At 69.1% G+C, this 21934-nt stretch carries 22 protein-coding genes; 14 read left to right on the top strand and 8 right to left on the bottom strand.

Annotation, left to right across the window (positions count from 1 at the left end):
* The first annotated feature begins 36 nt into the window (after positions 1 to 36).
* Entirely contained in the window at positions 37 to 1071 is a 1035-nt protein-coding gene (purM, locus tag ACWEF2_RS14330; RefSeq protein WP_453815219.1) for a phosphoribosylformylglycinamidine cyclo-ligase, read from the top strand.
* A 190-nt stretch (positions 1072 to 1261) separates the two neighbouring features.
* Here the strand turns inward: purM and ACWEF2_RS14325 are convergent, their stop codons facing one another.
* Entirely contained in the window at positions 1262 to 1495 is a 234-nt protein-coding gene (locus ACWEF2_RS14325; protein ID WP_355599412.1) for a DUF3073 domain-containing protein, read from the bottom strand.
* A gap of 150 nt (positions 1496 to 1645) precedes the next feature.
* Positions 1646 to 2749, bottom strand: a complete 1104-nt coding sequence (locus tag ACWEF2_RS14320; protein WP_453815217.1) for a Leu/Phe/Val dehydrogenase — start codon at positions 2747 to 2749, stop codon at positions 1646 to 1648.
* A gap of 190 nt (positions 2750 to 2939) precedes the next feature.
* Here ACWEF2_RS14320 and ACWEF2_RS14315 point away from each other — a divergent pair, with 190 nt between their 5' ends.
* Both ACWEF2_RS14315 and bldC read left to right on the top strand, forming a co-directional pair.
* The gene (locus ACWEF2_RS14315) at positions 2940 to 3803 is read left to right on the top strand and encodes a hypothetical protein (protein WP_453815215.1); all 864 of its coding nucleotides are present in this window, start codon (positions 2940 to 2942) and stop codon (positions 3801 to 3803) included.
* A gap of 319 nt (positions 3804 to 4122) precedes the next feature.
* Positions 4123 to 4326: a developmental transcriptional regulator BldC gene (bldC, locus tag ACWEF2_RS14310; protein WP_013133571.1), complete on the top strand. Its 204-nt coding sequence runs from the start codon at positions 4123 to 4125 to the stop codon at positions 4324 to 4326.
* 170 nt (positions 4327 to 4496) lie between these two features.
* Here bldC and ACWEF2_RS14305 read toward each other — a convergent pair whose 3' ends face one another.
* Positions 4497 to 5108: a TetR/AcrR family transcriptional regulator gene (locus ACWEF2_RS14305; protein WP_453815213.1), complete on the bottom strand. Its 612-nt coding sequence runs from the start codon at positions 5106 to 5108 to the stop codon at positions 4497 to 4499.
* 215 nt (positions 5109 to 5323) lie between these two features.
* Between ACWEF2_RS14305 and ACWEF2_RS14300 the strand changes: the two genes are divergently transcribed.
* From ACWEF2_RS14300 to ACWEF2_RS14290, 3 genes are all read left to right on the top strand, one after another.
* On the top strand, positions 5324 to 6415 hold the full coding sequence (locus ACWEF2_RS14300; protein ID WP_355599416.1) for a LacI family DNA-binding transcriptional regulator: 1092 nt from the start codon (positions 5324 to 5326) through the stop codon (positions 6413 to 6415).
* 122 nt (positions 6416 to 6537) lie between these two features.
* Entirely contained in the window at positions 6538 to 6786 is a 249-nt protein-coding gene (locus tag ACWEF2_RS14295; protein ID WP_355599417.1) for a hypothetical protein, read from the top strand.
* A gap of 62 nt (positions 6787 to 6848) precedes the next feature.
* Complete coding sequence (locus ACWEF2_RS14290) at positions 6849 to 7709, top strand: N-acetylmuramoyl-L-alanine amidase (RefSeq protein ID WP_453815210.1); 861 nt, start codon at positions 6849 to 6851, stop codon at positions 7707 to 7709.
* Between the two features lie 57 nt (positions 7710 to 7766).
* On the opposite strand, the gene ACWEF2_RS14285 is transcribed toward ACWEF2_RS14290, so the two are convergent.
* Both ACWEF2_RS14285 and ACWEF2_RS14280 read right to left on the bottom strand, forming a co-directional pair.
* Positions 7767 to 7970 carry a heavy-metal-associated domain-containing protein gene (locus ACWEF2_RS14285; RefSeq protein WP_453815208.1) on the bottom strand — a complete coding sequence of 68 codons (204 nt, stop codon included), beginning with the start codon at positions 7968 to 7970 and terminating at the stop codon, positions 7767 to 7769.
* A gap of 20 nt (positions 7971 to 7990) precedes the next feature.
* Entirely contained in the window at positions 7991 to 9079 is a 1089-nt protein-coding gene (locus ACWEF2_RS14280) for a quinone-dependent dihydroorotate dehydrogenase (RefSeq protein WP_453815206.1), read from the bottom strand.
* A 218-nt stretch (positions 9080 to 9297) separates the two neighbouring features.
* Here ACWEF2_RS14280 and ACWEF2_RS14275 point away from each other — a divergent pair, with 218 nt between their 5' ends.
* The 6 genes from ACWEF2_RS14275 to ACWEF2_RS14250 all read left to right on the top strand — a co-directional run bounded on the left by ACWEF2_RS14275 (position 9298) and on the right by ACWEF2_RS14250 (position 14227).
* Positions 9298 to 9681, top strand: a complete 384-nt coding sequence (locus tag ACWEF2_RS14275; protein WP_453815203.1) for a hypothetical protein — start codon at positions 9298 to 9300, stop codon at positions 9679 to 9681.
* Positions 9682 to 9752: 71 nt separating this feature from the next.
* Positions 9753 to 10511 (top strand): phosphatase PAP2 family protein, encoded by a 759-nt coding sequence (locus ACWEF2_RS14270; RefSeq protein WP_453815201.1) that lies wholly within the window; start codon positions 9753 to 9755, stop codon positions 10509 to 10511.
* Between the two features lie 10 nt (positions 10512 to 10521).
* Positions 10522 to 11241: a phosphatase PAP2 family protein gene (locus ACWEF2_RS14265; protein ID WP_453815199.1), complete on the top strand. Its 720-nt coding sequence runs from the start codon at positions 10522 to 10524 to the stop codon at positions 11239 to 11241.
* Between the two features lie 419 nt (positions 11242 to 11660).
* A complete protein-coding gene (locus ACWEF2_RS14260) occupies positions 11661 to 11876 on the top strand; it encodes a hypothetical protein (protein ID WP_453815197.1) in 216 nt (71 codons plus the stop codon).
* Positions 11877 to 12461: 585 nt separating this feature from the next.
* A complete protein-coding gene (lepB, locus tag ACWEF2_RS14255; protein WP_453815195.1) occupies positions 12462 to 13274 on the top strand; it encodes a signal peptidase I in 813 nt (270 codons plus the stop codon).
* 104 nt (positions 13275 to 13378) lie between these two features.
* Positions 13379 to 14227, top strand: coding sequence for a universal stress protein (locus tag ACWEF2_RS14250; RefSeq protein WP_453815193.1), 849 nt, complete (start codon positions 13379 to 13381; stop codon positions 14225 to 14227).
* Between the two features lie 66 nt (positions 14228 to 14293).
* Here ACWEF2_RS14250 and ACWEF2_RS14245 read toward each other — a convergent pair whose 3' ends face one another.
* Entirely contained in the window at positions 14294 to 16213 is a 1920-nt protein-coding gene (locus tag ACWEF2_RS14245; protein WP_453815191.1) for a glycoside hydrolase family 15 protein, read from the bottom strand.
* A gap of 338 nt (positions 16214 to 16551) precedes the next feature.
* Positions 16552 to 16926, bottom strand: coding sequence for a DUF2267 domain-containing protein (locus ACWEF2_RS14240; protein WP_453815189.1), 375 nt, complete (start codon positions 16924 to 16926; stop codon positions 16552 to 16554).
* A 104-nt stretch (positions 16927 to 17030) separates the two neighbouring features.
* On the opposite strand from ACWEF2_RS14240, the gene ACWEF2_RS14235 reads away from it, so the two are divergent.
* Both ACWEF2_RS14235 and ACWEF2_RS14230 read left to right on the top strand, forming a co-directional pair.
* Complete coding sequence (locus ACWEF2_RS14235; protein ID WP_453815187.1) at positions 17031 to 17540, top strand: RNA polymerase sigma factor; 510 nt, start codon at positions 17031 to 17033, stop codon at positions 17538 to 17540.
* Positions 17512 to 18135: a methylated-DNA--[protein]-cysteine S-methyltransferase gene (locus ACWEF2_RS14230; RefSeq protein ID WP_453815185.1), complete on the top strand. Its 624-nt coding sequence runs from the start codon at positions 17512 to 17514 to the stop codon at positions 18133 to 18135. Before ACWEF2_RS14235 ends, ACWEF2_RS14230 begins: the two co-directional genes overlap by 29 nt.
* A gap of 456 nt (positions 18136 to 18591) precedes the next feature.
* On the opposite strand, the gene ACWEF2_RS14225 is transcribed toward ACWEF2_RS14230, so the two are convergent.
* A complete protein-coding gene (locus ACWEF2_RS14225) occupies positions 18592 to 21720 on the bottom strand; it encodes a tetratricopeptide repeat protein (RefSeq protein ID WP_453815183.1) in 3129 nt (1042 codons plus the stop codon).
* Between the last annotated feature and the right edge of the window lie 214 nt (positions 21721 to 21934).

Below are 21934 nucleotides of genomic sequence, written 5' to 3'. Positions count from 1 at the left end.
GGGCACGACGGCCGTCCGGCCGGTGAAGGAGACCTCATGACGAGCTACGCCGCCGCCGGTGTGGACATCGACGCGGGTGAGCGCGCCGTCGAGCTGATGAAGGCGAAGGTCGCGCGCGCGCGCCGGCCCGAGGTGGTGGACGACGCCAGCGGCTTCGCCGGCCTGTTCGACGCCTCGGCCCTGCTGAGCTATCGGCGGCCGTTGCTGACCACCTCGACCGACGGCGTCGGCACCAAGGTCATGCTGGCGCAGGCCCTCGGCAGGCACGACACGATCGGCATCGACCTGGTCGGCATGGTCGTGGACGACCTGGTGGTCTGCGGCGCCGAGCCGCTCTTCATGACCGACTACATCGCCTGCGGGAAGGTCGTCCCCGAGCGGATCGCCGAGATCGTGGGCGGCGTCGCCGAGGGTTGCCGGCTGGCCGGCTGCGCCCTCGTCGGGGGCGAGACGGCCGAGCACCCCGGGGCGATGGACGCCGGCGAGTACGACCTCGCGGGCGCCGCCACGGGCGTGGTGGAGGCCGACGAGATGCTCGGCCGTGACCGGGTCCGCGAGGGTGACGTGGTGCTGGGGATGGCCTCCTCGGGCGTGCACTCCAACGGCTACTCACTGGTCCGGCACATCATCAAGCTGGCCGGGCTCTCGCTGGAGGCCGAGCTCGACGAGCTGGGCCGCACCCTGGGCGAGGAACTGCTGGAGCCGACCAGGATCTACTCCCTGGACTGCCTGGAGCTGGCCCGCGCGACGGAGGTCCACGCCTACGCGCACATCACCGGTGGCGGGCTGGAGGGCAACCTGTCCCGCTCGCTGCCGCCGACGCTGGACGCGCTGCTGGACCGCGCCTCCTGGACCCCACCGGCCGTCTTCGAGGTGCTCGCCGGGCATGGGAAGGTGGCGCAGGCCGACATGGACCGCACCTTCAACCTGGGCGTGGGCATGGCGGCCGTCGTCGCGGCCGAGGCCGTCGATCCGGCGCTGGCCCTGCTCAAGGCCCGCGGCCTGCCGGCCTGGGTGCTCGGCGAGGTCGTCGAGGGCACCGGCCGGGCCCGCTACCGCCGGCCCGTCTAGCCCATCGGTCTCCCGCCTTCCCCGCACCGGCCGGGAAGGCGGTCCCGGCCGGACGCGGAACCGGGCCGGACGCGGACACGCCGAAAAGCACTCCGAGTCATCGGAGCGCTGTCAGGAACCGCGGCGCGGAGAAAACACCCGGTGGCTCTCCCGCCACCGGGTGTTCCGCTCGCATTCGATATGAAGTCGCCTAACGGCGGCCGGACGTCCCGTCGTCGCGGTCGCCTCCGGAGCCGAAGTCATCGGCGTAATCGGCGTACCGATCAGCCAGTTCATCGTAGGAGTCGTTGGCGTCGTCATTGTGGTTGGAGTCGTCTCTGACTCCGAGCTCGTCGCGAAGACGCTCAAGATCAGTGCCACCGCTGTTGTACTTCAGCTGGCGAGCAACCTTGACCTGCTTGGCCTTTGCTCGGCCGCGCCCCATTGGCTCGACCCCCTCGTGTGGGGTCGTGCCCGACCCCTCGTCGCTAACGCACCACGCACTGACGCCACCTGACTTGAGGCGTCAGCTCTCGTTCGACTACAACCGTACCTGTTTTACGCCCGGCTCGGTACGCCGTATGGGCGTGAGGGGCTAGTGGCCCAGCCAGATGCCCCTAATTCGCCCGACTTCCGACATTCTGCGCTCGGCAAGCCTATCGGCTGCGACGGCCGGCGGAACGCCATCCTCCGCCGCAGCGGCAAAGATCTTGAGAGTCGTGTCGTAGATCTGGGTGGCCTTTGCCTTCGCCCGATCCATGTCGAACCCCTGGATCTCGTCGGCGACCTGGATGACGCCGCCGGAGTTGACCACGTAGTCGGGCGCGTAGAGCACGCCCCGGTCGGCGAGCTCCTTCTCCACCCCCGGGTGCGCCAGCTGGTTGTTGGCCCCGCCACAGACGATCCTGGCGCGCAGCCGGGCGACCGTGTCGTCGTCCAGCGCCCCGCCGAGCGCGCACGGCGCGTAGACGTCGAGATCGGCCCCGGTGAGCTCCAGCTGGCCGGCGACGACCGCCACCTCCGGGTGGCGCCGCAGAACCCGCTCGACGGCCCGCTCGCTGACGTCGCAGACCACCACCTCGGCCCCGTCCGCGACGAGGTGGTCCACCAGACGGTGACCCACCTTGCCCACGCCCTCGACGCCGACCCGCCTGCCCCGCAGCGTGGGCGCGCCGTAGACGTGCTCGGCGGCGGCCCGCATGCCCTGGAACACGCCGTAGGCGGTCAGGATCGAGGAGTCGCCCGCCCCGCCGTGGGCCGGCGTGCGACCGGTCACGTAGGAGCTCTCGCGGGCCACGACGTCCATGTCCTCGCTGTAGGTGCCGACGTCGCACGCGGTGTAGTAGCGGCCCCCCAGGGACTGCACGAACCGGCCGTAGACCCGCAGCAGCGCCTCGCTCTTGTCCGTCGCCGGATCGCCGATGATGACGGCCTTGCCGCCGCCGAGGTCGAGTCCGGCCAGGGCGTTCTTGTAGGCCATCGCCCGCGAGAGGTTGAGCACGTCGGCCAGCGCGGCCTGCTCGCTCGGGTAGGGATAGAACCTGGTGCCGCCGAGGCTCGGGCCGAGGGCGGTGTTGTAGATCGCGATGATCGCGTGAAGGCCGCTGTGCTCGTCGGAGCAGAAGACGACCTGCTCGTGCCTGGCCTGGCCGCTTACTGGGCTCTTGTCCTTGTGGGACAGCCCGAAGACGTCGGTCACGGTGGTGACTCCCGGTCGTTCCGGTCCGCCGCCCCGTGGCGGCGGAGATCACCCTCAGCGTAACCACAACTTCCAGGAGAACCATGAGAGAAACCCCCGGTTCTCACCAGACGAGACATGACATGCGCCACCACATCCCACTCGGGGCCGATACCGGACAACAGCCGGTGCTTCGTGACACGATGCGGTCGTGTTGCCCTATGCCGCGTATCTCCGCGTCTACGAACCGCTGACCGCGTTCACCCCGCCGGAACGCTCCTCCTGGGCCGCCTACGCGGAGGCGACCGACCGCCCCCGCCGCGCCCGTGCGCTCCACGCGGAGCACGGTGAGGCCGTACGCCGTCTGCTGGGGGTGTCGCCCACCCCCGCCCCCGCCCAGGAGAGCCCCAACGCCTATCTCAGGCGCGTTGAGGACGTTCTCTATGTCTGCCCATGGCAGAGCAGGCTCAGGTCCTGGCTGGCCTTCTCACGCCTCCGCGGCGCGACTCCCGCGAGGCTGATGGAACGGTTCGTGCCGGCCTCCGTCGCCGAGCAGACGGCCAACGACTTCGACCGGTTCAAACGACGCGCGGGCTCGGCGGCCCTGCGCACCCACATCCGGACCTCGACATGGCACGTTCCGACGGCGTGGTTCGTGCCCTTCGACGGCAACGAACGCTGGCTGGTCCTCGACCGCGAACCGGGGCCGGGGCCGGGGGGCGCGACGACCACCCGCAACCTGATCTACATCACGTCCATGGCCCACGCCAGGCGGCGCGGCGCCCGCGCCCTGCAGATCATCCGCAGGCAGGTGGGCGAGGCCGCGATGACCGCGGAGGTCGAGGAGGTGGCCCGCTGGCTGGAGGAGTTCCACCCGCACTCGCTGGTGGAGCTCGACTACGGCGGCATCGTCCATCTCATGGAGGACGAGCAGCTCCAGGCCGACCAGTCCGTGGCGGAGATCGCGGCGGCGCTGACAGGTCTGGAGAGCGGCGAGGAAGAGTTGGCCTTCGCCATGTACCAGCGGGTGATTCTCCGCTGGAGATCAATACAACTTCTCGAATCAGCAAACTGAGTCGCAAATCATCCCTCTGACCTGCATAAGTAGGTTGGTCGATGACCGGCGACACGTCTACGAACTGAGTAGTTTGCCGTTTTCACTGCGATACCACGAAACGTGTCGCTAGAATCACCGAGCGTGACAACAACAGGTGCACAAGAGAGATGAGCCACTCAAAGGCTCGCCAATCGCTCTACGTGGCTGTATGGTCACATCGGGTGATGCCGCATATGGTCCGAACAGCCGCACGCAAGGGGCCATAGGGGGACATCCGTGACAAGCGTCAAGTCGCAGGATCGCTGTCGCCGGTCCACATGGAGGAGAGGCCGCACAAATGTCAGCTCGTACACCCGAGGCAGAGCCGCTGCTCACCCCGGCGGAGGTCGCAACCATGTTCCGGGTCGATCCCAAGACCGTTACACGGTGGGCGAAAGCGGGCAAGTTGACGTCCATCCGCACTCTGGGGGGACACCGCCGCTACCGGGAGACCGAGGTTCGCGCGTTGCTCGCGGGGATTCCGCAGCAGCGCTCCGAGTAAGACGGGGCCGTCACGGACTTTAGGGGGGACCAAGTGCGCGCTCACCCCGTGAGCGCGTAAGGCCACACGGGTTCTGTGGGGAGCGGCGCCGCCCGCCCGGCGCCGCCCCACATCGTTCTCTTACGGCCCGCGCCGGTCTTCCCGACGAGGTACGACTCCCCCCGGACGGCTTACGGCGCGTGCTCGCGGAGCAGGCCCCTCAGCAACCGGTCGACCTGTGGATCGTGGCCCGCGCCCACCCTGAGCAGCGCCACCATGTGCTCAACCAGCATGCGCTCAAGCGCCGGCCGCTCGACGTCCCGGTGCTCCAGCCAGTCGAGGCCGGCCGTCTCCACGGAGGCGATCCACGAACGCAGCGTGACGCGCAGCACCGGCCCCGGCTCGTCGACCCGCATCTGCCGCGTGATGAGGTGGAACAGGCGGTTCCGTACACCGTCGACGATCTCGCCGATCTCCCCGCTGTGGTTGGCCGGTCCTCCACTCAGCAGGGCCGCGAAACCGGCCGCGTGCTGCTCGACGAAGTCGAAGTAGCGTGTCAGCCCCTCGGCGAGCTCCTCCAGCGGGCGATCGTCCCGCCTCGGCCGGAGCCTCGCCTCCAGGTCGGCCGCCGCGCTCCTCAGCGCGGCCACGTACAGCTCCTGCTTGCCGCCGAAGTAGTGGTAGACCAGGGCCCGCGACGCCCCGGCCGCCGAGGCCACGTCGTCGATGGACACGTTCCCCGCGTCCCGCCTGCCGAACAGTTCCAGAGCCGCCGCCATGAGCTCCTCGCGGCGCCGGTCCACGGTCAGTCTGCGCCGCGCGGGGCGCGCGCTCCCCGCCGGGGGGTTCCCTCGCCCAGTCGTTCCGGATGTCAAACCCACACCGCGCACACTACTCGGAGCCGCCGCCCCTCACCGGCCGGGTCAAGATCGGAGTTCCCTTCGAGGAAAGCCGTACCCCATTCGGAACTCGATCGTTTTGAGTGACAGGTGCCCATCCACCATCCCGGGGGAGAGCCATGTCAGGACCACCGGTCAACACCACCACCACCGTCACCCGAGCCCGTGAGCTCGCCGACCCCGTCCTTCCGGACAACGTCGGGCCACGCCCGCGGCCCACGATCCGCAACGTGGCCGAGCGTGCCGGTGTCTCCAAATCACTGGTATCGCTCGTGCTGCGCGGATCGCCGCACGTCAGCGAACATCGCAGGCAAGCCGTACTCCAGGCGGCCAGAGAACTCGGCTACCGGCCCAACGCGGTCGCGCGCAGCCTGGTCGAAGGCCGCACCCACCTGGTCGGGGCGCTCGTCGCCGACCTGCACAACCCCTTCTACGCCGAATGCCTGGACGGCCTGCAGGAGAGCCTGCACGGCGACGGGCTCCGGCTGCTCATCGGCAACAGTCAGTGGGACCCCGCGTTCGAGGACGAGGCAGTCGAGGCGTTCCTGGAACTGCGGGTGGACGGTCTCGTGCTGCTCGGCATCGCGCCGAGCAGTGAGACGCTCATCGAGGCCACCGGCTACACGCCGACGGTCGTGGTGGGCGAACGCGACCTCGAACTGGGCGGCGTGGACATCGTCGTGGACGACGACCAACTCGGCGCCCGCCTGGCCGTGGACCACCTGGTGGGACTCGGCCACCGCCGGATCGCCCACATCGAGGGCGCCGGTTCCTCCTCGGGCCGGTTCCGGTGCGAGGGCTACCTGGTCGCGATGCGCAGGCACGCGCTGGCGCCGTACATCATGGTCGAGCAGGGCGAATGCACCGAGGAGGGAGGCGCAGAGGCCGCCCGGAGCCTGCTGACCCGTGACCCCCGGCCTACCGCTATCTTCGCCGCGAACGACGCGGTGGCGATAGGCGTCCTCTCCACGGCGGCCGAACTGGGCCTGCGGGTGCCGGACGATCTCTCGGTGATCGGTTACGACAACACCCATCTCGCGGGAACCCAGAGGATCTCGCTGACCACCGTGGACCAGCCCCGCCGGGCCATGGGTCGTTCGGCGGCGGCGCTGCTCAGCGACCGGATAGGCGACCCCGGCAAGTCCTCGCGGCTGCGCCAGGTCACACCCCAGCTGGTCGTACGGCGCAGCACGGGCCCCGCGCGGCCGTAGACGCCTGCCTGGAGCGTTACACCACGCCCAGGCAGGCTTTAAGACCTCGTCAAAAACGGGTCAACCTCCGACGTGGTGATCACGCGCCGGTGTTGACTCCGGTGGTGACGAGGGGGGTAACAATGCGTGATCCAGAACTGGTGTCATGCGCCCAGCGCGCGGCCGCCGAGCTTGAGCGGGCGTGGGCGCACTGGCGTGCCGCCCGTGGACGGAACGGAGACGCCGGCGCCGAGTCCGTGGCCAGCTATGTGGCCCATTCCATCGACCATCCGTGGGGACGCCCGCGTGTGGTCCTGGGACTGGATGCCGAGGACGCCAGGGAACTCGCCTCTCTCCTGCAGAAACAGGAAATAGGAGAGCACGTCTGGTGATAACGGCTGAGTCACGACGTCGAGCCACATAGGTTGGGTGGTTGACGATTCCTTCGAGAGGGATGAGCGTGACCAGCAAAACACTCGCGGCGGCCCTTGTTCTGTGCGGCCTGAGCGCCACCGCCTGCGGTGGCGCCGCCGCCGGGGCGGGCCCCGCGCGGACCGGCGGGGCCGCCTCTCCGGCGGCCCCGCCGGTCCGTACGGCGTCCCCGGTGTCCTCGGGGTCCCCGGCGACCCCCGCGGCCGGAGGCAGCGCCACGACCTTGCCGCTCAGCGGCAAGGTCGTGGTCGTGGACCCGGGCCACAACGGGCAGAACTACCGCCACCCGTCGAAGATCAACAAGCGGGTCAACGTCCTGACCCAGTGGAAGTCCTGCGACACCACCGGCACGGTCACCCCGAGCGGCTACAGCGAGGCGGCCTTCGCCTGGGACGTCTCCCAGCGCCTGGTCAAGATCCTCAAGAGCCGGGGCGCGACGGTGAAGCTCACCCGGCCCGACAACGCCGGGGTGGGTCCGTGCATCACCGAGCGGGCGGCGATCGGCAACAGGGCGAAGGCGGACGCGGCGATCTCGATCCACGCCGACGGGTCGGCCACCGCCGACCACGGTTTCCACATCATCATGCCGAAGAAGATCAACGGACCGGTGGATCCGGTGGTGGGCGCGTCCGGGAAACTCGGCCTCGCCGTCCGGAACGCCTACCGGGCCGGCACCGGGGAGCCGTACTCCACCTACATCGGCAGCAAGGCCATGAACTTCCGCAGCGACCTCGGCGGTCTGAACCTCTCCGCGGTTCCCAAGATCTTCATCGAGTGCGGCAACATGAAGAACCCGGGCGACGCGGCCAGGTTCCAGGACGCGGCGTTCCGTCAGAAAGCCGCGGCCGCTCTGGCCGAGGGGCTGCAGAACTACCTCAAATAGGTCACGGCCCCGGAGCGGCCGATGACGACGACAGGCGGCCGGGGCGCCGGACGGGGATCAGTCGATCACCGTGTAGCCGGCCTCCTTGATGGCGGCGCGGATGGCCGCGTCGTCGGAGAGGTCGGCCGAGACCGTCACCCGGCCGCTCTCCAGGTCGACCTCGACCCCGGTGACACCGGGGACCTCGCCGACCTCTTCGGTGACCGAGCTCACACAGTGGCCGCAGGTCATTCCGGTGACGGTGTACGTGCTCACGCTCATCGCGCCTCCAAGGTCGAAAGTTACCCGCCCAGGGTATTGCTTCGGCCCGCGGTACGGCCGACGATTTCCCGTAGATCGGTGACGCCGTGCCGGCGCATCCGGCGGGCGAGGTCGCGGTGGACGCGGTGGGCCCACAGGGGACCTTCGTAGATCATGGCGGTGTACCCCTGGACCAGGGTGGCCCCGGCGAGCAGCCGCTCCCAGACGTCGTCCACGTCCTCGACACCGCCGGCCGAGACGAGCGTCAGGCGGTCGCCCACCCGGGCGCGCAGCCTGCGCAGCACCTCCAGCGAGCGGGCCTTCAGCGGGCGCCCCGACAGACCACCGGTCTCGGTGCTGGTCACGGCCGCGCGGCTGATCGTGGTGTTGGTGGCGATGATGCCGTCGAGGCCGAGTTCGACGGCGAGGTCGGCGACCGCGTCCACGTCCTCGTCCGCCAGGTCAGGAGCGATCTTGACCAGCAGCGGGGTGCGCCGGGGCGTCCCGTCGGCGACCTCCTTGACCGCCGTCAGCAACGGGCGCAGGAGGTCCACCGCCTGCAGGTCGCGCAGCCCCGGGGTGTTCGGCGAGCTCACGTTGACCACCAGGTAGTCGGCCAGGGCGGCCAGTTCCCTGGCGCTGGTCACGTAGTCGTGAACGGCCTCGGCCTCGGGGACGACCTTGGTCTTGCCGATGTTGACGCCGACGACCGCCGGGACCCCGCGGGGCCTGCGCAGCGTCCGGGCCGCGGCGCCGGCGCCCGCGTTGTTGAAGCCCATCCGGTTGATGATCGCCCGATCCCCCGCCAGCCGGAACAGCCGGGGCCTGGCGTTACCCGGCTGGGCGTGCGCGGTGATCGTGCCCACCTCGACGTGGCCGAAGCCGAGCGCGGACATGGCCTCCACGCAGCCGGCGTCCTTGTCGAAGCCCGCCGCCAGCCCGAACGGACCGGGAAAGTGGACGCCGAACGCCCGCACGCGCAGGACGGGGTCGCGGGGGGCGAGCCGGCGGTGGACGAGCCGCTTGACCACGGGCGTCACCGAGAGAAGGCGGAGCGCGCCGACCGTCAGACGGTGCACGTCCTCCGGGTCGAAGCGGCTGAGGACCTGCGTGAACACGAATCGATACATCACCGATCAGGGTAGTCCCCCGGTGCGGTACGGCTCGCGCCGACCGTACCCCTTAAAGGAGGGAGGCCGGGGGACGGGGGCGTGCGGGTCGCTCGCGGCGACGTCCGCGCCGTGAGCCGGACCAGGCGACTCCCGGCGCCGTCCGGCGGGCCGACGTCGCGTCTCGCCGTCAATAGATCGTTAAGCGTTCGGCAAACCGGGGTAGGCATGGTGGGAATATGAACAATTCGTCACGTTCGGCCATCATCCGGCGGCGCCGCGCCCTGGTACATGTCGTGCTCCGCGACATGGCTGAGACCGGCGACACCTCGATACCACCCTGGTGGGACTCCGACATCCAACGGGAGTTCGACGGCCTGAGCGGGTTCCTGGCCGAGTTGAGCCGCCAGTGGTGGACGGCCTACGCCGCGCACCTGGACGCGCTGATCGAGCTCGGCCTGGACGACCCGGCGCAGGCGTGGACCGACATCGCCGAGCGGATGCCGCAGTTACGAGCCGTGCTCGACGTCTACATCGACGAGTCGGCCCTCGCCGAGGCCGAGCGGCGCCACTGCGACGTGCTGCGCTGGACCACCCGGCGCGAGCCCCGCCGCGCCGCCTGAGACCCGGCGCCTCGCCGAGCTTCTGCCCGTTCCGGCATGCATATCCCCCCGTCATCGGGTATCGATGGACGATGGTCAGGTCCATCAATCACCGGAGCCCCCACAGGTCGGACGGCCGCCTGGGTGTGCGGCTCACGCTCTCCGCGGTGGCCGTCGTGCTGTTCTCCGTGCCGTTCGTCCTGCTGCTGGTGCTGGTGATGTCGTCCTTCGCACCGCTGAACGACCTCGACGAGAGCGTGGCCAGGCACCTTCACGCGGACGCCCTCGCCCATCCCGGCTACGCGCGCCTGCTCGGCATCGGCACCGAGGTGTTCGGGCCGACCACGTGGCGCGTCCTGGTGGTGCTGGCGGCGGCCTGGGCCTGGTATCGAGGGGCGAGACGCCTGGCGGTCTGGGCGGTCGTCACGATCACCGTCAGCGGTCTGCTGAACCTCGCTGTCAAGGAGGTCGTCAACCGGGCACGGCCGGTTCTGCCCGACCCGGTGTCGTGGGCTCCGGGCTCCTCCTTCCCCTCCGGGCACGCGATGGCGGTGGCGACGGGGACGGGCATTCTGGTGCTCATGCTGCTGCCCTCCCTCAGGAGGACGGCCGCCAGGATCGCGGCCTGGGCCGTCGCGGCGGTCCTCATCGTCTTCGTCGCCTACACGCGGGTGGCGCTGGGCGTTCACTGGCTCAGCGACGTGATCGCCGGGGTCGCCCTGGGCGTCGTCGTGGTCGCGGGGATCACCGCGGGGTTCGAGACGTGGCGCAGGGAGGAGGGGCGCAGGCCGGCCGAGCCGTACCTGGAGGGTGTCGAGCCCGAGGCGTTCCGGGGGAAAAAATCAGGGTAGTTCGCGCGCCATGTCGAAAATGTCGGTTGATTTCACCGCAGTGGTACGCCGCATCCTCCTACCGCTGGCCGCCCTGGCCGTCGTGACGATCGGCATCGGGCTCCTGATCACCAAAGTCCTGCAGACGACGACCCTGGTGGCCGACGACCAGGGGTTCAACGAGCGGCTGAGCCACGGCCGCACGGCCCTCCTGAACTCCATAACCGACAGAATGACCGGTCTGTCGGACATGCCGACGATCATCATCGCCACCGCGGTGCTCGTCGTCTTTTTTCGGCTGATCTTCAAACGCTGGAACGAGTCGGCCTTCCTCCTGCTGGCCGTGTTCTCCCAGTCGGCCGTCTTCCTGCTGGCGACCGTCTTCGCCCAGCGCAGGCGGCCGGCGGTCCAGCACCTCGACCCCGCTCCCCCCACCTCCAGCTTTCCCTCCGGGCACACCAGCGCCGCGGTCGGCTTCTACTGCGCCGTCGCCCTGGTGCTGACCCTCCACACTCACCGCTACAAGATCCTCAACGTGCTGTGGTGGCTGGTCGGCCTGGCGATCCCGCTGGGGATCGCCTACTCCCGGATGTATCGCGGCATGCACCATCTGAGCGATGTGAGCTGGGGGCTGCTGCTCGGCGCCGTCTGCGTCGCGGTGGCCGCCAACGCGCTGCTGCTGCGACCCGTGCTGACCGAGCGGGCGCGGGAGGGGGAGGGAGAACGGGAGGAGCGGACCGTGACGACATGACGGCGCGTCCTCTCGGCGCCGTACCCGGGATGGCGAATCCCGACAAAGACCGTCAGTTCATGCCATCAATCAAGTGATATACCACCTTTTCCTGCTTTTTCCGGTTCACTCGCCGGGGAAATGCAGGAAGATGAGCGGCAAAGGATCTCTCTCAGCAAAGATCACTATCCGTACCGACCAGCCCGTTCATAAAGTGCCCGCCCCGCGGAACCGCAATAGACGCCAGAGTCCTGCGCCATATGAGATGGTTCACGGGAACAGTCCACAGATGTCACTGATTGCAGATCTGCGGCTACCGTATGTTACGAAGTACGATAGAAGCGCCGATTGGGAGACTAGGTGCTCCCGGTCGGTGCACCAGCAGCAGCCGGCCGGACCCAGCAACGTTCGACGGCTACCCTCAGGAAGGAAGCCGGTCCATGGATCGCCAGCCCGTTGTCTGCCATACCTGCACAGGCGTGCTTCTCACCACCGACTCCCGCGACTACACGCCGCAGCGGGGACGGCTGATCGTCGCGAACGGATACTGCGCCTGCCCGTCCGCGCCCGCGTCGGCCGTCCAGGGCGTCCTCCCGCACCGGCAGCCGCAGAATCGGCAGCAGCACACCGGCGAGACGGCGATGGTGGGCGCCTGAGCATCTGAGCACGTCCGGCGCCGGGCGCCGGACGGGCATCGAGAGCGCCTCGCACGCCGGGTAAACCGCCACGCCGTACGGCCTGGCGGGCAACCCGGCAGCGTCACACGGACCGCCGGGCGTCGGTTCGGAGCCCCCTCGGCCTGTCGGCCCCATATCCCGCCACATGTCCGGAATACATGTCCGGGCCCGCTGTCCGGGCCGCGCGTGCGGGCGGCACGTGACGTCGCCCCGGCCCGCCCTCCGTCCGCTCGACGTCCGGGCCGCGCGTGCGGGCTCAGGGGCCGGAGTCAGCCGGAGAGACTCCAGGACGCGATCACGGCCAGACCGCTCGTTCCAATCAGCCCAACAAGCACGACAATGGCGACAATCCGCTGCTTCATTCTCCGGAGCCTAGCCATGCCCTGCCGATGCGCCCGCCCAACCGGCGTCCCCTCCCCGCACGGGAGGGCGACGGACCCGGCGATGTCCGGGCCCGATCCGCCCGACGCGGAGCGCCGGAGGTAGACATGATCTAGGCTCATCAGCGAAAACCAGCGAGGGCCGTGGGCGGGAACAGGCCGTCCCGCCGGGGACGGGGGGCACGTGGTCACGGAAGACGTCGAGCAGCCGACCAGGAGCCGCAAGAAGAAGGGCTCGTTCTGGCGGGAACTCCCCGGCATGATCCTGGTCGCCCTCCTGCTGGCACTGCTGATCAAGAGCTTCGTGGTCCAGGCGTTCTACATCCCGTCGGAGTCGATGGAGAACACGCTCCTGACGAACGACCGGGTGCTGGTCAACAAGCTCGTCTACCGCGTCCGCGACATCGAGCGCGGGGACGTGGTGGTCTTCTCCGGGGTGGACTCCTGGAAGAGCGAGGTCGATCTTGAGGAGCCGTCCAACCCGATCGCGGCGTCCTTCCGCTGGGTCGGCACCCTCTTCGGCGTCGTGCCGGGTGAGAAGGACTACATCAAGCGGGTCATCGGCGTGCCCGGCGACACGGTGAAGTGCTGCGACGCCAAGAAGCGCGTCACGGTCAACGGCGTCCCGCTCGCCGAGGAGAGCTATCTCCATCCGGGGGACAAGCCGTCCGACAGGCCGTTCGAGATCAAGGTGCCGCCGGGACGACTCTGGGTGATGGGCGACCACCGGTCGGTGTCGTACGACTCCCGGTTGCACCAGGGCGACCCGGGCGGCGGCGCGATCCCCCGGGAACAGGTGCTCGGCCGCGCCTTCGTGATCGTGTGGCCTTTCTCCCGTGCCACCACGCTCCCCATTCCCGACACCTTCTCGCAGCCCGCCCTGCGGGCCGCGGGGGCCGTCGGCTCCGCGGCCCCGCTCCTGCTCGGGTTCGCGGGCGCGGTGCCCCTGATGCGCTGGCGCCGTCGCCACCTGTCGAGGCGCCGCAGCCGGTCGTAACGTCCCTGGCCGGCCGGACCCGGAGGTCCTCCGGCGCGTGGCGCTCATCACATCCGCGGGAATGGGCAAGGATGAGGTGAGGGCGCGACGGGGAGGGGACCGCGATGCGAGCGCACGACAGCAGACGGCCGGTGGTCGCCGGATACGACGGTTCGAAGGCGAGCGAGCGGGCTCTCCGGTGGGGCGTCGACGAGGCCCGCCTACGCTTCGTCCCCCTGATCGTCTGCCACGCCTGGCAGTGGCCCTACCCCATGCCCGCGATCTCCGCCGAGAGCATGGAGGCCGTACGGCACATGGGCCGGCATGTGCTCGACACCGGGGTGAGCCTGGCACGCGCGCTGGCCCCCCGGCTGGAGGTGCGCTCCCGGCTGGAGACGGGGTCGGCGTCGGTCGTCCTGATGGGCGAGTCGAGCGCCGCCGAGCTGGTCGTGGTCGGGCAGCGTGGCGCGGGCGGGTTCGAGGAGTTGCAGATCGGCTCGACCGCCTTCCAGCTGGCCTCGCACACCCACTCCCCCGTGGTCGTCGTCAAACAGCACTTCCGCCCGCGCACCGGCCTCGTGGTGGTCGGTGTGGACGGCGCGAACCCGGAACGGCCGGAGCTCAGGCTGGCGTTCGAGGAGGCACAGCTGCGGCAGGCGTCGTTGCGGGCGATCTGCATGTGCCCGGAGGACACGGCGGACAGCCGGGAGATATCAGCCCGCTTCTACCGGACCATCGCGGTGTGGGAGGAGAAACACCCCCAGGTGACCGTGGAGACCGCGGTCCAGCTGGGATCCCATATGGCCACGCTCCAGCAGGCGGCCGACGGCGCGGACGTGACGGTGATCGGTGACCGCACGCCGGAGGATCCGGTGGAGCTGCCGCTCGGGCTGGTCTGCCAGGCGCTGCTGCGCGGGGCCCCCGGCACGGTCGTCGTGGTCCCGTCCCGCGCACCGGGCCCGTCCTCGCGGTGAGCCCCTCAGGCGCCGCGTGACCGGTCGCGGCGGCTCCGGCCGCCGGCGGGTGCGCCGGGCACGCCGTCAGAGCGGTTCCGCCGTGGGCATCCGCCATGTTCTCGTGCCGTGCCGGCCGCGTTCGACCCTGATGATGTGGATGACCGCGTTGATAAGGGCGAGGTGGGTGAACGCCTGGGGGAAGTTGCCCATGTGACGCCCGCTGAGAGGGTCGATCTCCTCGGCGTAGAGGCCGAGCGGGCTGGCGAAGGAGAGCACCTTCTCGCAGAGTCTGCGGGCCCTGGTGTGCTCCCCGATCTCGGTCAGCGCCGAGACGAGCCAGAACGAGCAGATCGTGAAGGTCCCCTCGTCCCCCGTCAGGCCGTCGTCGGTCTCCTTCGGCAGGTAACGCAGGACCAGGTCGTCCACGGTCAGCTCGTCGGCGATGGCCAGGACGGTGTTACGGACCCTGGGGTCGCCGGGCGGCAGGAAACGGACCAGCGGGATGAGCAGGAGCGAGGCGTCGAGGGCGTCGGTGTCGTAGTGCTGTTTGAAGATCCCCCGCTCGCTGACGCCGTTGGCGCACACGTCGGCGTGGATCTCGTCGGCGACCTCCTGCCAGCGCGCGGCCAGGTCCATGTCCTGGCGGAGCCTGGCGAGCCGCGCCCCCCGATCCGTCGCCACCCAGCACATGACCTTCGACGAGGTGAAGTGCTTGGGTTCGCCGCGCACCTCCCAGATGCCCCGGTCGGGCTCCCGCCAGTACTTGATGGCGCACTCGACCTGGCGCTTCAGGACGGGCCAGATCCGCTCGTCCAGGCGGTCGCGGGAACGGGTGTGGATGTAGAAGGAGTCGAGGACCGCTCCCCAGACGTCGTTCTGGCGGTGGTTGTAGGCGGCGTTGCCGACCCGGACCGGCCTGGCCCCCTCGTATCCGTCGAGATGTTCCAGGACGCGCTCGTCCAGCTCACGCTCACCGTCCACGCCGTACATGACCTGGAGGTCCTCGTCCCGCTCCGCGACGTCGGCGATGAACCAGAAGAAGTCGTCGGCCTCCCAGTCGAAGCCGAGGGTGTACAGGCCCCAGAGGGCGAAGGTGGAGTCGCGGATCCAGCTGTAGCGGTAGTCCCAGTTCCGGTCCCCTCCCGGCACCTCGGGCAGGGAGGTGGTCGCCGCCGCGATCAGCGCGCCACTCGGCGCGAAGATCAGGCCCTTGAGGGTGAGGGCGCTGCGCTCAAGGAAGCTCCGCCAGGGATGGTCGGGGAAGTCGCCCCTGGCGAGCCAGTGCTGCCAGTGGTGGGCGGTCCACACAAGCCGGTCGTACGCGTCCTCGAAGGAGTAGGGCGGTTCGTGATCGGTCCAGGAGAGCGCGCAGAACCGGGTGTCCCCCTCCCTCAGCAGGGTGCGTGCCGTCGCCCGCGACCCTTCGAACCCCAGCCGCATGTCGGTGGTGAGCCTGAGCTCCAGCCCCTCCCCGTCGGCCCGGGCGATGCCCTGGTGGTAGCCCCGGTCGCTGTAGGACCACTGGGCCGGTCTGCGGCCGTAGCCGAACGCGGGCTCGCAGTCCAGCGTGATCTGCACCTCCCCGCTGACGCAGCGCACCGTACGGAGCAGCACATGGCTGGCGTCGTAGTCGGTCGGCGCCCTGCGGTGGGTGTGGGAGAGCTCCTCGTGGTGGTGCCACGGCCCCATGATCAGCAGGTCGCGCACGACGATCCAGCCGGTCGGGGTGCCCCAACTCGTCTCCAGCACCATGGTGCCCGGCAGGTAGCGGCGCGCGGCGGGCACCCTGATGTCGGCGGGGCCGAGCCGGAACCCTCCCGCGTCCCGGTCCAGGATGGCGGCGAACACGCTGGGCGAGTCCATCCGGGGCAGGCAGAGCCACTCGACGTTTCCGCTCGGCGCCACCAGCGCGGTGACCTCGCAGTCGGACAGGAAGGCGTAGTCCGCGATGGGCGGGAAGGGAGAGCAGTCGCAGAACACGCCTGCCGAAGGATCCACCGTCATCCGATGACCTGCCTTCCCCGGGAACCTCGTTCAGGCGGCCGTGCCGAACATCGGAACCGCTCCGGCGCGCCTCGGGCACCCGCCGCGCGCACGGACGGCGCCACGCGCCCTCGGAGGCGTGGACGCCGGTGTGCGGCAGGCTCGCGGGAGCGCGGGCCTCCTCACCCCGTCGACCTGCCGTGACCTGCGGCGACGACCGTCACACCACCACTCTAAGCACGGAGCGCCGACGAGGAAAGGCATGCCCCCTCCGGTGCCCCGGCGCCGGAGGCGGAGGCCGGGGCGGGGCCTCTCCGGCCGTGGTCCGGACCCGCTCACCGGCCAGGTGGGAGGCCCGGTCAGGAGGCGGGTTCGACCATCCCCTGGAAGTCGGAGGGAAGCTGCGCCATGACATGGTCGAAGGCCTCGGCGGAGACCGTCTCGCGCAGCGTCGTCAGGACGGCCCGGACCCCCTCGACGGCCTCCTTGGTGGTCAGCCCGGTGCGCCTGCCGACCCGCATCACGAAATCGTGGAGCCCGAACTGCCGGCTCCGATCCCGGGCGGGAAGGGACTTTCTCAGGAACTCCGGCAGGTGCGTGGCGAGATGACGGACCTCTCCCGCGCTCAGCCGGTCCCCCAGCGTCTCCAGCGTCGCCCGGAGGAGGTCGGCGGCCGCCTCCCGTGACAGGTTGGCGCGCTCCGCCACCGTCTGAACGAACTCCTTGTACTCCACATCGATCCCCCCTTGACCGGCTAGCGTTCCCGGCCGGTGCGAAAAAGAACGTCCACCGGGAAATCCCCGCCTCACGTCTGGTGGACCTGGAACGTTTACCAGGTGTGAGACAGGAACCCTTCGAAGTGATCGTGGCCCGGCACGGGCCGATGGTGCTGCGCGTGTGCCGTGCCGTACTGGGCCACACGGCCACCGCCGAGGACGCCTGGTCGGAGACGTTCCTGTCGGCCATGCGGGCCTACCCCGGCCTGCGGCCGGGCGGCAACGTCGAGGCGTGGCTGGTCACGATCGCCCACCGCAAGGCCGTCGACCAGGTGCGGGCCGCCTCCCGGCGGGCGATCCCCGTCGGGGAGGTGCCGGAGTCGCCCAGCGTCGACGGACTGCCCGGCACCGCGGAGCGCGACCTGCTGGACGAGATCAAGACCCTGCCGCTCAAGCAGCGCCAGTGCGTCGCCTACCACTACCTGGCGGGCCTGCCGTACGCGGAGGTGGCCGAGGTGGTGGGCGGCAGCGCCGAGGCCGCCCGCAGAGCGGCCGCCGACGGCGTCGCCGCCCTACGCGAGATCTACCGAAAGGACACCTCCGATGACAACCACGGACCGGACCCACGCTGACCACGACCTGTTCGCCGCGCCGCCGCCGATCGACGAGCGGACCCGGACCCGGCTGCACGCCCGCCTGGCCGCCGAGGCCGACCGGGCCGGCATCCTGGACGTCGCCTACCGCACCCTGGACACCCCGGTCGGCTCGCTGCTGCTGGCCGCGACCGGCGAGGGCCTGGTCCGCGTGGCCTACGCCCGCGAGGACCACCAGAAGGTCCTGGAGCAGCTCGCCGCCGGGGTCAGCCCGAGGGTGCTGCGCGCCCCGGCTCGCCTGGACGCCGCCGCCCGGGAGATCGAGGAGTACTTCACCGGGCGGCGCCACCTGTTCGACCTGCCGCTGGACCTCCGGCTCGCGCGGGGCTTCCGCCGTACCGTCCTGTCGCGTCTGACCGGGATCGGCTACGGCACCACCGCCAGCTACGCGACCGTCGCCGAGGCCGCGGGCAGCCCCAGGGCGGTGCGCGCCGTCGGCACGGCCTGCGCGACCAACCCCCTGCCCATCGTGGTGCCCTGTCACCGGGTGGTGCGCAGCGACGGCACCATCGGTCAGTACGTCGGCGGCGTCGAGGCGAAGCGGACCCTGCTGAGCCTGGAGACCACGCCGTGAGCCTCTTTTCCGGAAAGGCGCCAGATGTTCGGTCGCCGGCGACGGTCCCGTGAGAAACGGCGCCCCCGCACATGAGTCAGGGGGAGGCGATATCGCCTCCCCCTGACTCCACGCTTTGCTATCTGTCTTTTATGTGGTACCGCTGGCCACTCCATAGAGGTGCGATACATATGTCATAAACATGGTTCCCATACAAACCATGAAAAGGGCATAGAAAAATCTGTTCACCTGTAGTCCAAAGTTTCAATCAATACCCCCCGGGCGATTTCCCCCCGGGCGCTCCTAGCGATACTTACGAATGTGATTATAGGGTCAGATCGGACTCACGTGGCATATTTGATATTTTTTCCGAACCTGTTCGATTATGTTATATTTAGGGGGTTTTAGGGGCAAGATAAATAGGACACTTGATCCTCTTATGGGCGTTTTGGGGTTGATGCAGCCTTCATCAGCCGGCTACGATTGAACGACGTCTCCCCGCCCATCGAGTCGCGCTCGGACCGCCTCGGCCTCAATAACCCCAAGGTCCTCATACAGGTCGAGTGCGCGCCGCCAGTGCTCCTCCGCCCGCGCCGCCTCACCGGTGTGAGCAAGCGTGAGACCCATCTCGTCCAGCGTGCGGGCCTCCTGGTAGACATCACCGATGACACGTGTCAGGTCGAGCGCCTTTTCGTAGTAGGAGAGGGCGACCTCGTAGCGATTCGCGCGATGATGAATGGCGCCGATATCGCGGAGGGCCTCGCTCTCCTCGTAACGTTCGGATATCTCAATCGAGATGCTCAGAGCCTTCTGGTGGTGGATGAGCGCCTCTCCATCCCTGCCCATACGCGCGTAGCAACTGCCGATGTTGTTCAGAGCGTCCGCCTCACACCGCCGGTCGCCGATATCGCGATATGCCCGCAACGCTTTTCGGTAATGTTCGAGCGCATCGGTGTACCGGCCCAGATGCTGATACGTGTTGGCGACGTTGTTGAGCCACATGCCCTCATGCTGAGGGCCCATATGGGGATGGAAGGCCGCAGCCTCCTCATAACACTTTAACGCCTCGGCGTAGTGGCCAAGCTGGACCTCGACATTACCGATGTTGTTCAATGTGATCTGCTGACCGCGCCGGTCACCGCACTGTTGATGCATGGTGAACGCCTCTCGCAGGCAGCGCGCGGACTCGGTGTAGTCTCCCCGGTGCCAGTGAACGATCGCGATGTGGTTAAGGCTGCGGGCCTGACCATAGCGATCCGTGATCGTCCTTCGCAACTGCAGCGCCTGTTCGAAATAGCCCAGGGCGACGTCGTACTCGGAGCGGTGCCAATGCACCAGGCCGCTGTGGTCGAGCAGGTCGGCGACGGCCCATTCGTCGTTGACGGCACGCTGGATCGGGAGCGCCTCGGCTACCAGCTCAAGCGCCTCGTCGTGCTGGCCGGTCCGCCAGCGCACCACACTGAGGTCGGCCAGCGCACGCGCCATCCCCGGCTGGTCGCCCATCTCCCGCCACGCCGTCACGGCGCGCGCGTGGAGATCGGCTCCCTCCGCCCAGTGACCCCATACGTCGAGGTAACCACCGAGCACATGCGCGAACAGCGCCGCGTGCTCCGTCCACCCGTGGTTGGCGGCATGACGCACGACCAGGAGCAGATTGTCCAGTTCGGCGTCGAGCCAGGCGAGGGCCTGATCCGCGGTGTCGATCCCGGGGTGAAGACGCGGTGGGCGGAATCCCTCGACGGGGCCACGCGTCCGGTGCGGGTAGAGCAGCCGGTCCGCGGTGTCCGCCGCGGAAAGGTAGTGGTCGAGGATCCGCCTGAGCGTCTCGGTCCGCTGGGCCTCCGGCTCCTGGTCGGAGAGCAGCCGGGCGTACTCATCGATGAGATCGTGGAACCGGTACCGGCCTCGCCGGGGTTCGGCGATCAGATGGTGATCGAGAAGGTCGTCGAGGAGTTTCTCCGCGTCGGCCCGGCCGCACTCCAGCAGCGCCGACGCGCACTCCGGGGTGAGGTCGGCGCCGGGATGCAGGCCAAGCCGCCGGAACGCCCGCCGCTGGCCCTCGTCAAGGCCGTGGAAGGAGAGCTCGAACGCCATGGTGATCTCACGGTTCTCCGCACGGATCTCGGCCAGTCGCCGGTCGGCTCTGCCGAGCAGCCTCGCCAGGTCGGCCACGCTCCACGCGGGCCGGTGCCGGAGCCGGTTGCCGACCAGCTGGATCGCGAGGGGAAGGTATCCGCAGAGCCGTACGACCGAGGCGACGTCATCCGCCTGGAGCGCGCGCTGCGGGCCTATGACGCGCCCGAGGAGTGTGGCCCCGTCCTCCGGGGACAGTACGTCCAGGGAGAGCGACTGGACGTCGTCCAGACCGGCCAGCCGCCGCCTGCTGGTGACCACGACGAGGCAGCCGGGCACCCCGGGAAGAAGGTGCCTGATCTGGTCGTGCCCCGTGGCGTCGTCGAGAACGATGAGCACCCTGCGCCGGGCCAGTTCGGTCCGCCAGACCGTCGCGCGCTCGTCCAGGCTGCTCGGAATGGGAGGGGCCGAGACACCGAGAACGCGGAGAAGCCGGTCCAGGGCGGTCGCCGGATCCATCGGCCCGTGCTGGGCGTCGTGGCCGTGAAGGTTGAGGTAGAGCAGCCCGTCCGGATAGTCGTCGGCGAGCCGGTGAGCCAGATGTACGGCCAGCGCCGTCTTCCCGACCCCCGCCATGCCGTCGATCGCGAGCACGGTGACCCCGTCCTCTCGCGCCCGCTCGCCGGTCAGCCGGCTGAGTTCGGGGATCCTGCCGGTGAAGGTGTAGATGTCGCGGGGGAGGTTGTTGGGAGGCGCGTCTCGCTGAACGCCGGGCCGGGGCTGCGGCAACAGTGTCGGATCGCCCTGGAGGATGCGCTGGTGCAACGCCCGCAGCCCGGGCCCCGGTCCGGTGCCGAGGTCGGCGACGAGCCGCCGGCTCACCTGACGGTAGGTGTCGAGGGCCTCCGTCCGCCGGCCACTGCGATAGAGCGCCAGCATGAGCAGCTCGACCAGCTTCTCGTCGAATTGAAATCGGTTGATCAGCTCGTACAGTTCCGATACGAGGTCGGCGGGCCGGCCGAGAAGAAGTTCGAGTTCGATGCGGTCGACGGTGCTGCCCAGCAGTTCGCCTTCGAGTTTCTGACGGGTTCGGACGGCCCAGGAGCCGTAGAGACCGGCCAGCGGTTCTCCCCGCCACAGCTGATTCGCCTCACGATACAGCCGAAAAGCATGATTGGTATCGCCGCTTTCCGTTACCGCGCGCGCCTGTGAACGGAGCATGCGGAACCGGTGGTAGTCGATGTTTTCGGGATCTGTTTCGAGAAAGTACGCCCCGGAACCGTGCCGTAGCCGCACGCCTTCGTCGATACCGTGGAGGCGCCCCCTCAGCCGGGCGATGTGACTGTACAGGCGGTCTCGGGCCCTGGCCGGCGGGGTGTTGTCCCACACCTTGTGGATGAGCGAATCCACGGATACCGGCTTGCCCGGTGTCATCAGCAGGATGGCCAAAACGTGGCGTTCTCTGGCCCAGCCCAGGTCGTGGCGTTGCTCTCGGGACCAAAACTCGACTGGACCGAGAATGCGGAATTCCATTCGAGCCCCTTTATCGAGGGAGCTACCTTCCCGCCTGGCATTTTTTCACTGAAAGAGAGCCAGATCCAGTAGTAAGCGATCAGTTTATCTCGATGCCCCATTTGTCGGGAACCTTGCTTAGTCGACGACAAGACCGCCGCAAGGGTTTCCGCAAGGTCCGGCAAGAACGCTCAAGGCAGGGCGACGGATCTCGCCCACACAGCCGAAGGCTCGA

The sequence above is a fragment of the Streptosporangium sp. NPDC004631 genome, from assembly GCF_053601935.1.
This window is presented reverse-complemented; position numbering and strand designations above follow the sequence as displayed.

What these genes read in the sequence shown, in the direction of transcription:
- ACWEF2_RS14275 (WP_453815203.1), top strand. Translation starts at nt 9,298, where the DNA reads ATGAACAATTCGTCACGTTCGGCCATCATCCGGCGGCGCCGCGCCCTG.
- ACWEF2_RS14285 (WP_453815208.1), bottom strand. Translation starts at nt 7,970, where the DNA reads ATGAGCGTGAGCACGTACACCGTCACCGGAATGACCTGCGGCCACTGT.
- ACWEF2_RS14245 (WP_453815191.1), bottom strand. Translation starts at nt 16,213, where the DNA reads ATGACGGTGGATCCTTCGGCAGGCGTGTTCTGCGACTGCTCTCCCTTC.
- ACWEF2_RS14260 (WP_453815197.1), top strand. Translation starts at nt 11,661, where the DNA reads ATGGATCGCCAGCCCGTTGTCTGCCATACCTGCACAGGCGTGCTTCTC.
- bldC (WP_013133571.1), top strand. Translation starts at nt 4,123, where the DNA reads ATGTCAGCTCGTACACCCGAGGCAGAGCCGCTGCTCACCCCGGCGGAG.
- purM (WP_453815219.1), top strand. Translation starts at nt 37, where the DNA reads ATGACGAGCTACGCCGCCGCCGGTGTGGACATCGACGCGGGTGAGCGC.
- ACWEF2_RS14230 (WP_453815185.1), top strand. Translation starts at nt 17,512, where the DNA reads ATGACAACCACGGACCGGACCCACGCTGACCACGACCTGTTCGCCGCG.
- ACWEF2_RS14290 (WP_453815210.1), top strand. Translation starts at nt 6,849, where the DNA reads ATGAGCGTGACCAGCAAAACACTCGCGGCGGCCCTTGTTCTGTGCGGC.
- ACWEF2_RS14225 (WP_453815183.1), bottom strand. Translation starts at nt 21,720, where the DNA reads ATGGAATTCCGCATTCTCGGTCCAGTCGAGTTTTGGTCCCGAGAGCAA.
- ACWEF2_RS14280 (WP_453815206.1), bottom strand. Translation starts at nt 9,079, where the DNA reads ATGTATCGATTCGTGTTCACGCAGGTCCTCAGCCGCTTCGACCCGGAG.
- ACWEF2_RS14295 (WP_355599417.1), top strand. Translation starts at nt 6,538, where the DNA reads ATGCGTGATCCAGAACTGGTGTCATGCGCCCAGCGCGCGGCCGCCGAG.
- ACWEF2_RS14270 (WP_453815201.1), top strand. Translation starts at nt 9,753, where the DNA reads ATGGTCAGGTCCATCAATCACCGGAGCCCCCACAGGTCGGACGGCCGC.
- ACWEF2_RS14250 (WP_453815193.1), top strand. Translation starts at nt 13,379, where the DNA reads ATGCGAGCGCACGACAGCAGACGGCCGGTGGTCGCCGGATACGACGGT.
- ACWEF2_RS14265 (WP_453815199.1), top strand. Translation starts at nt 10,522, where the DNA reads ATGTCGAAAATGTCGGTTGATTTCACCGCAGTGGTACGCCGCATCCTC.
- ACWEF2_RS14300 (WP_355599416.1), top strand. Translation starts at nt 5,324, where the DNA reads ATGTCAGGACCACCGGTCAACACCACCACCACCGTCACCCGAGCCCGT.
- ACWEF2_RS14325 (WP_355599412.1), bottom strand. Translation starts at nt 1,495, where the DNA reads ATGGGGCGCGGCCGAGCAAAGGCCAAGCAGGTCAAGGTTGCTCGCCAG.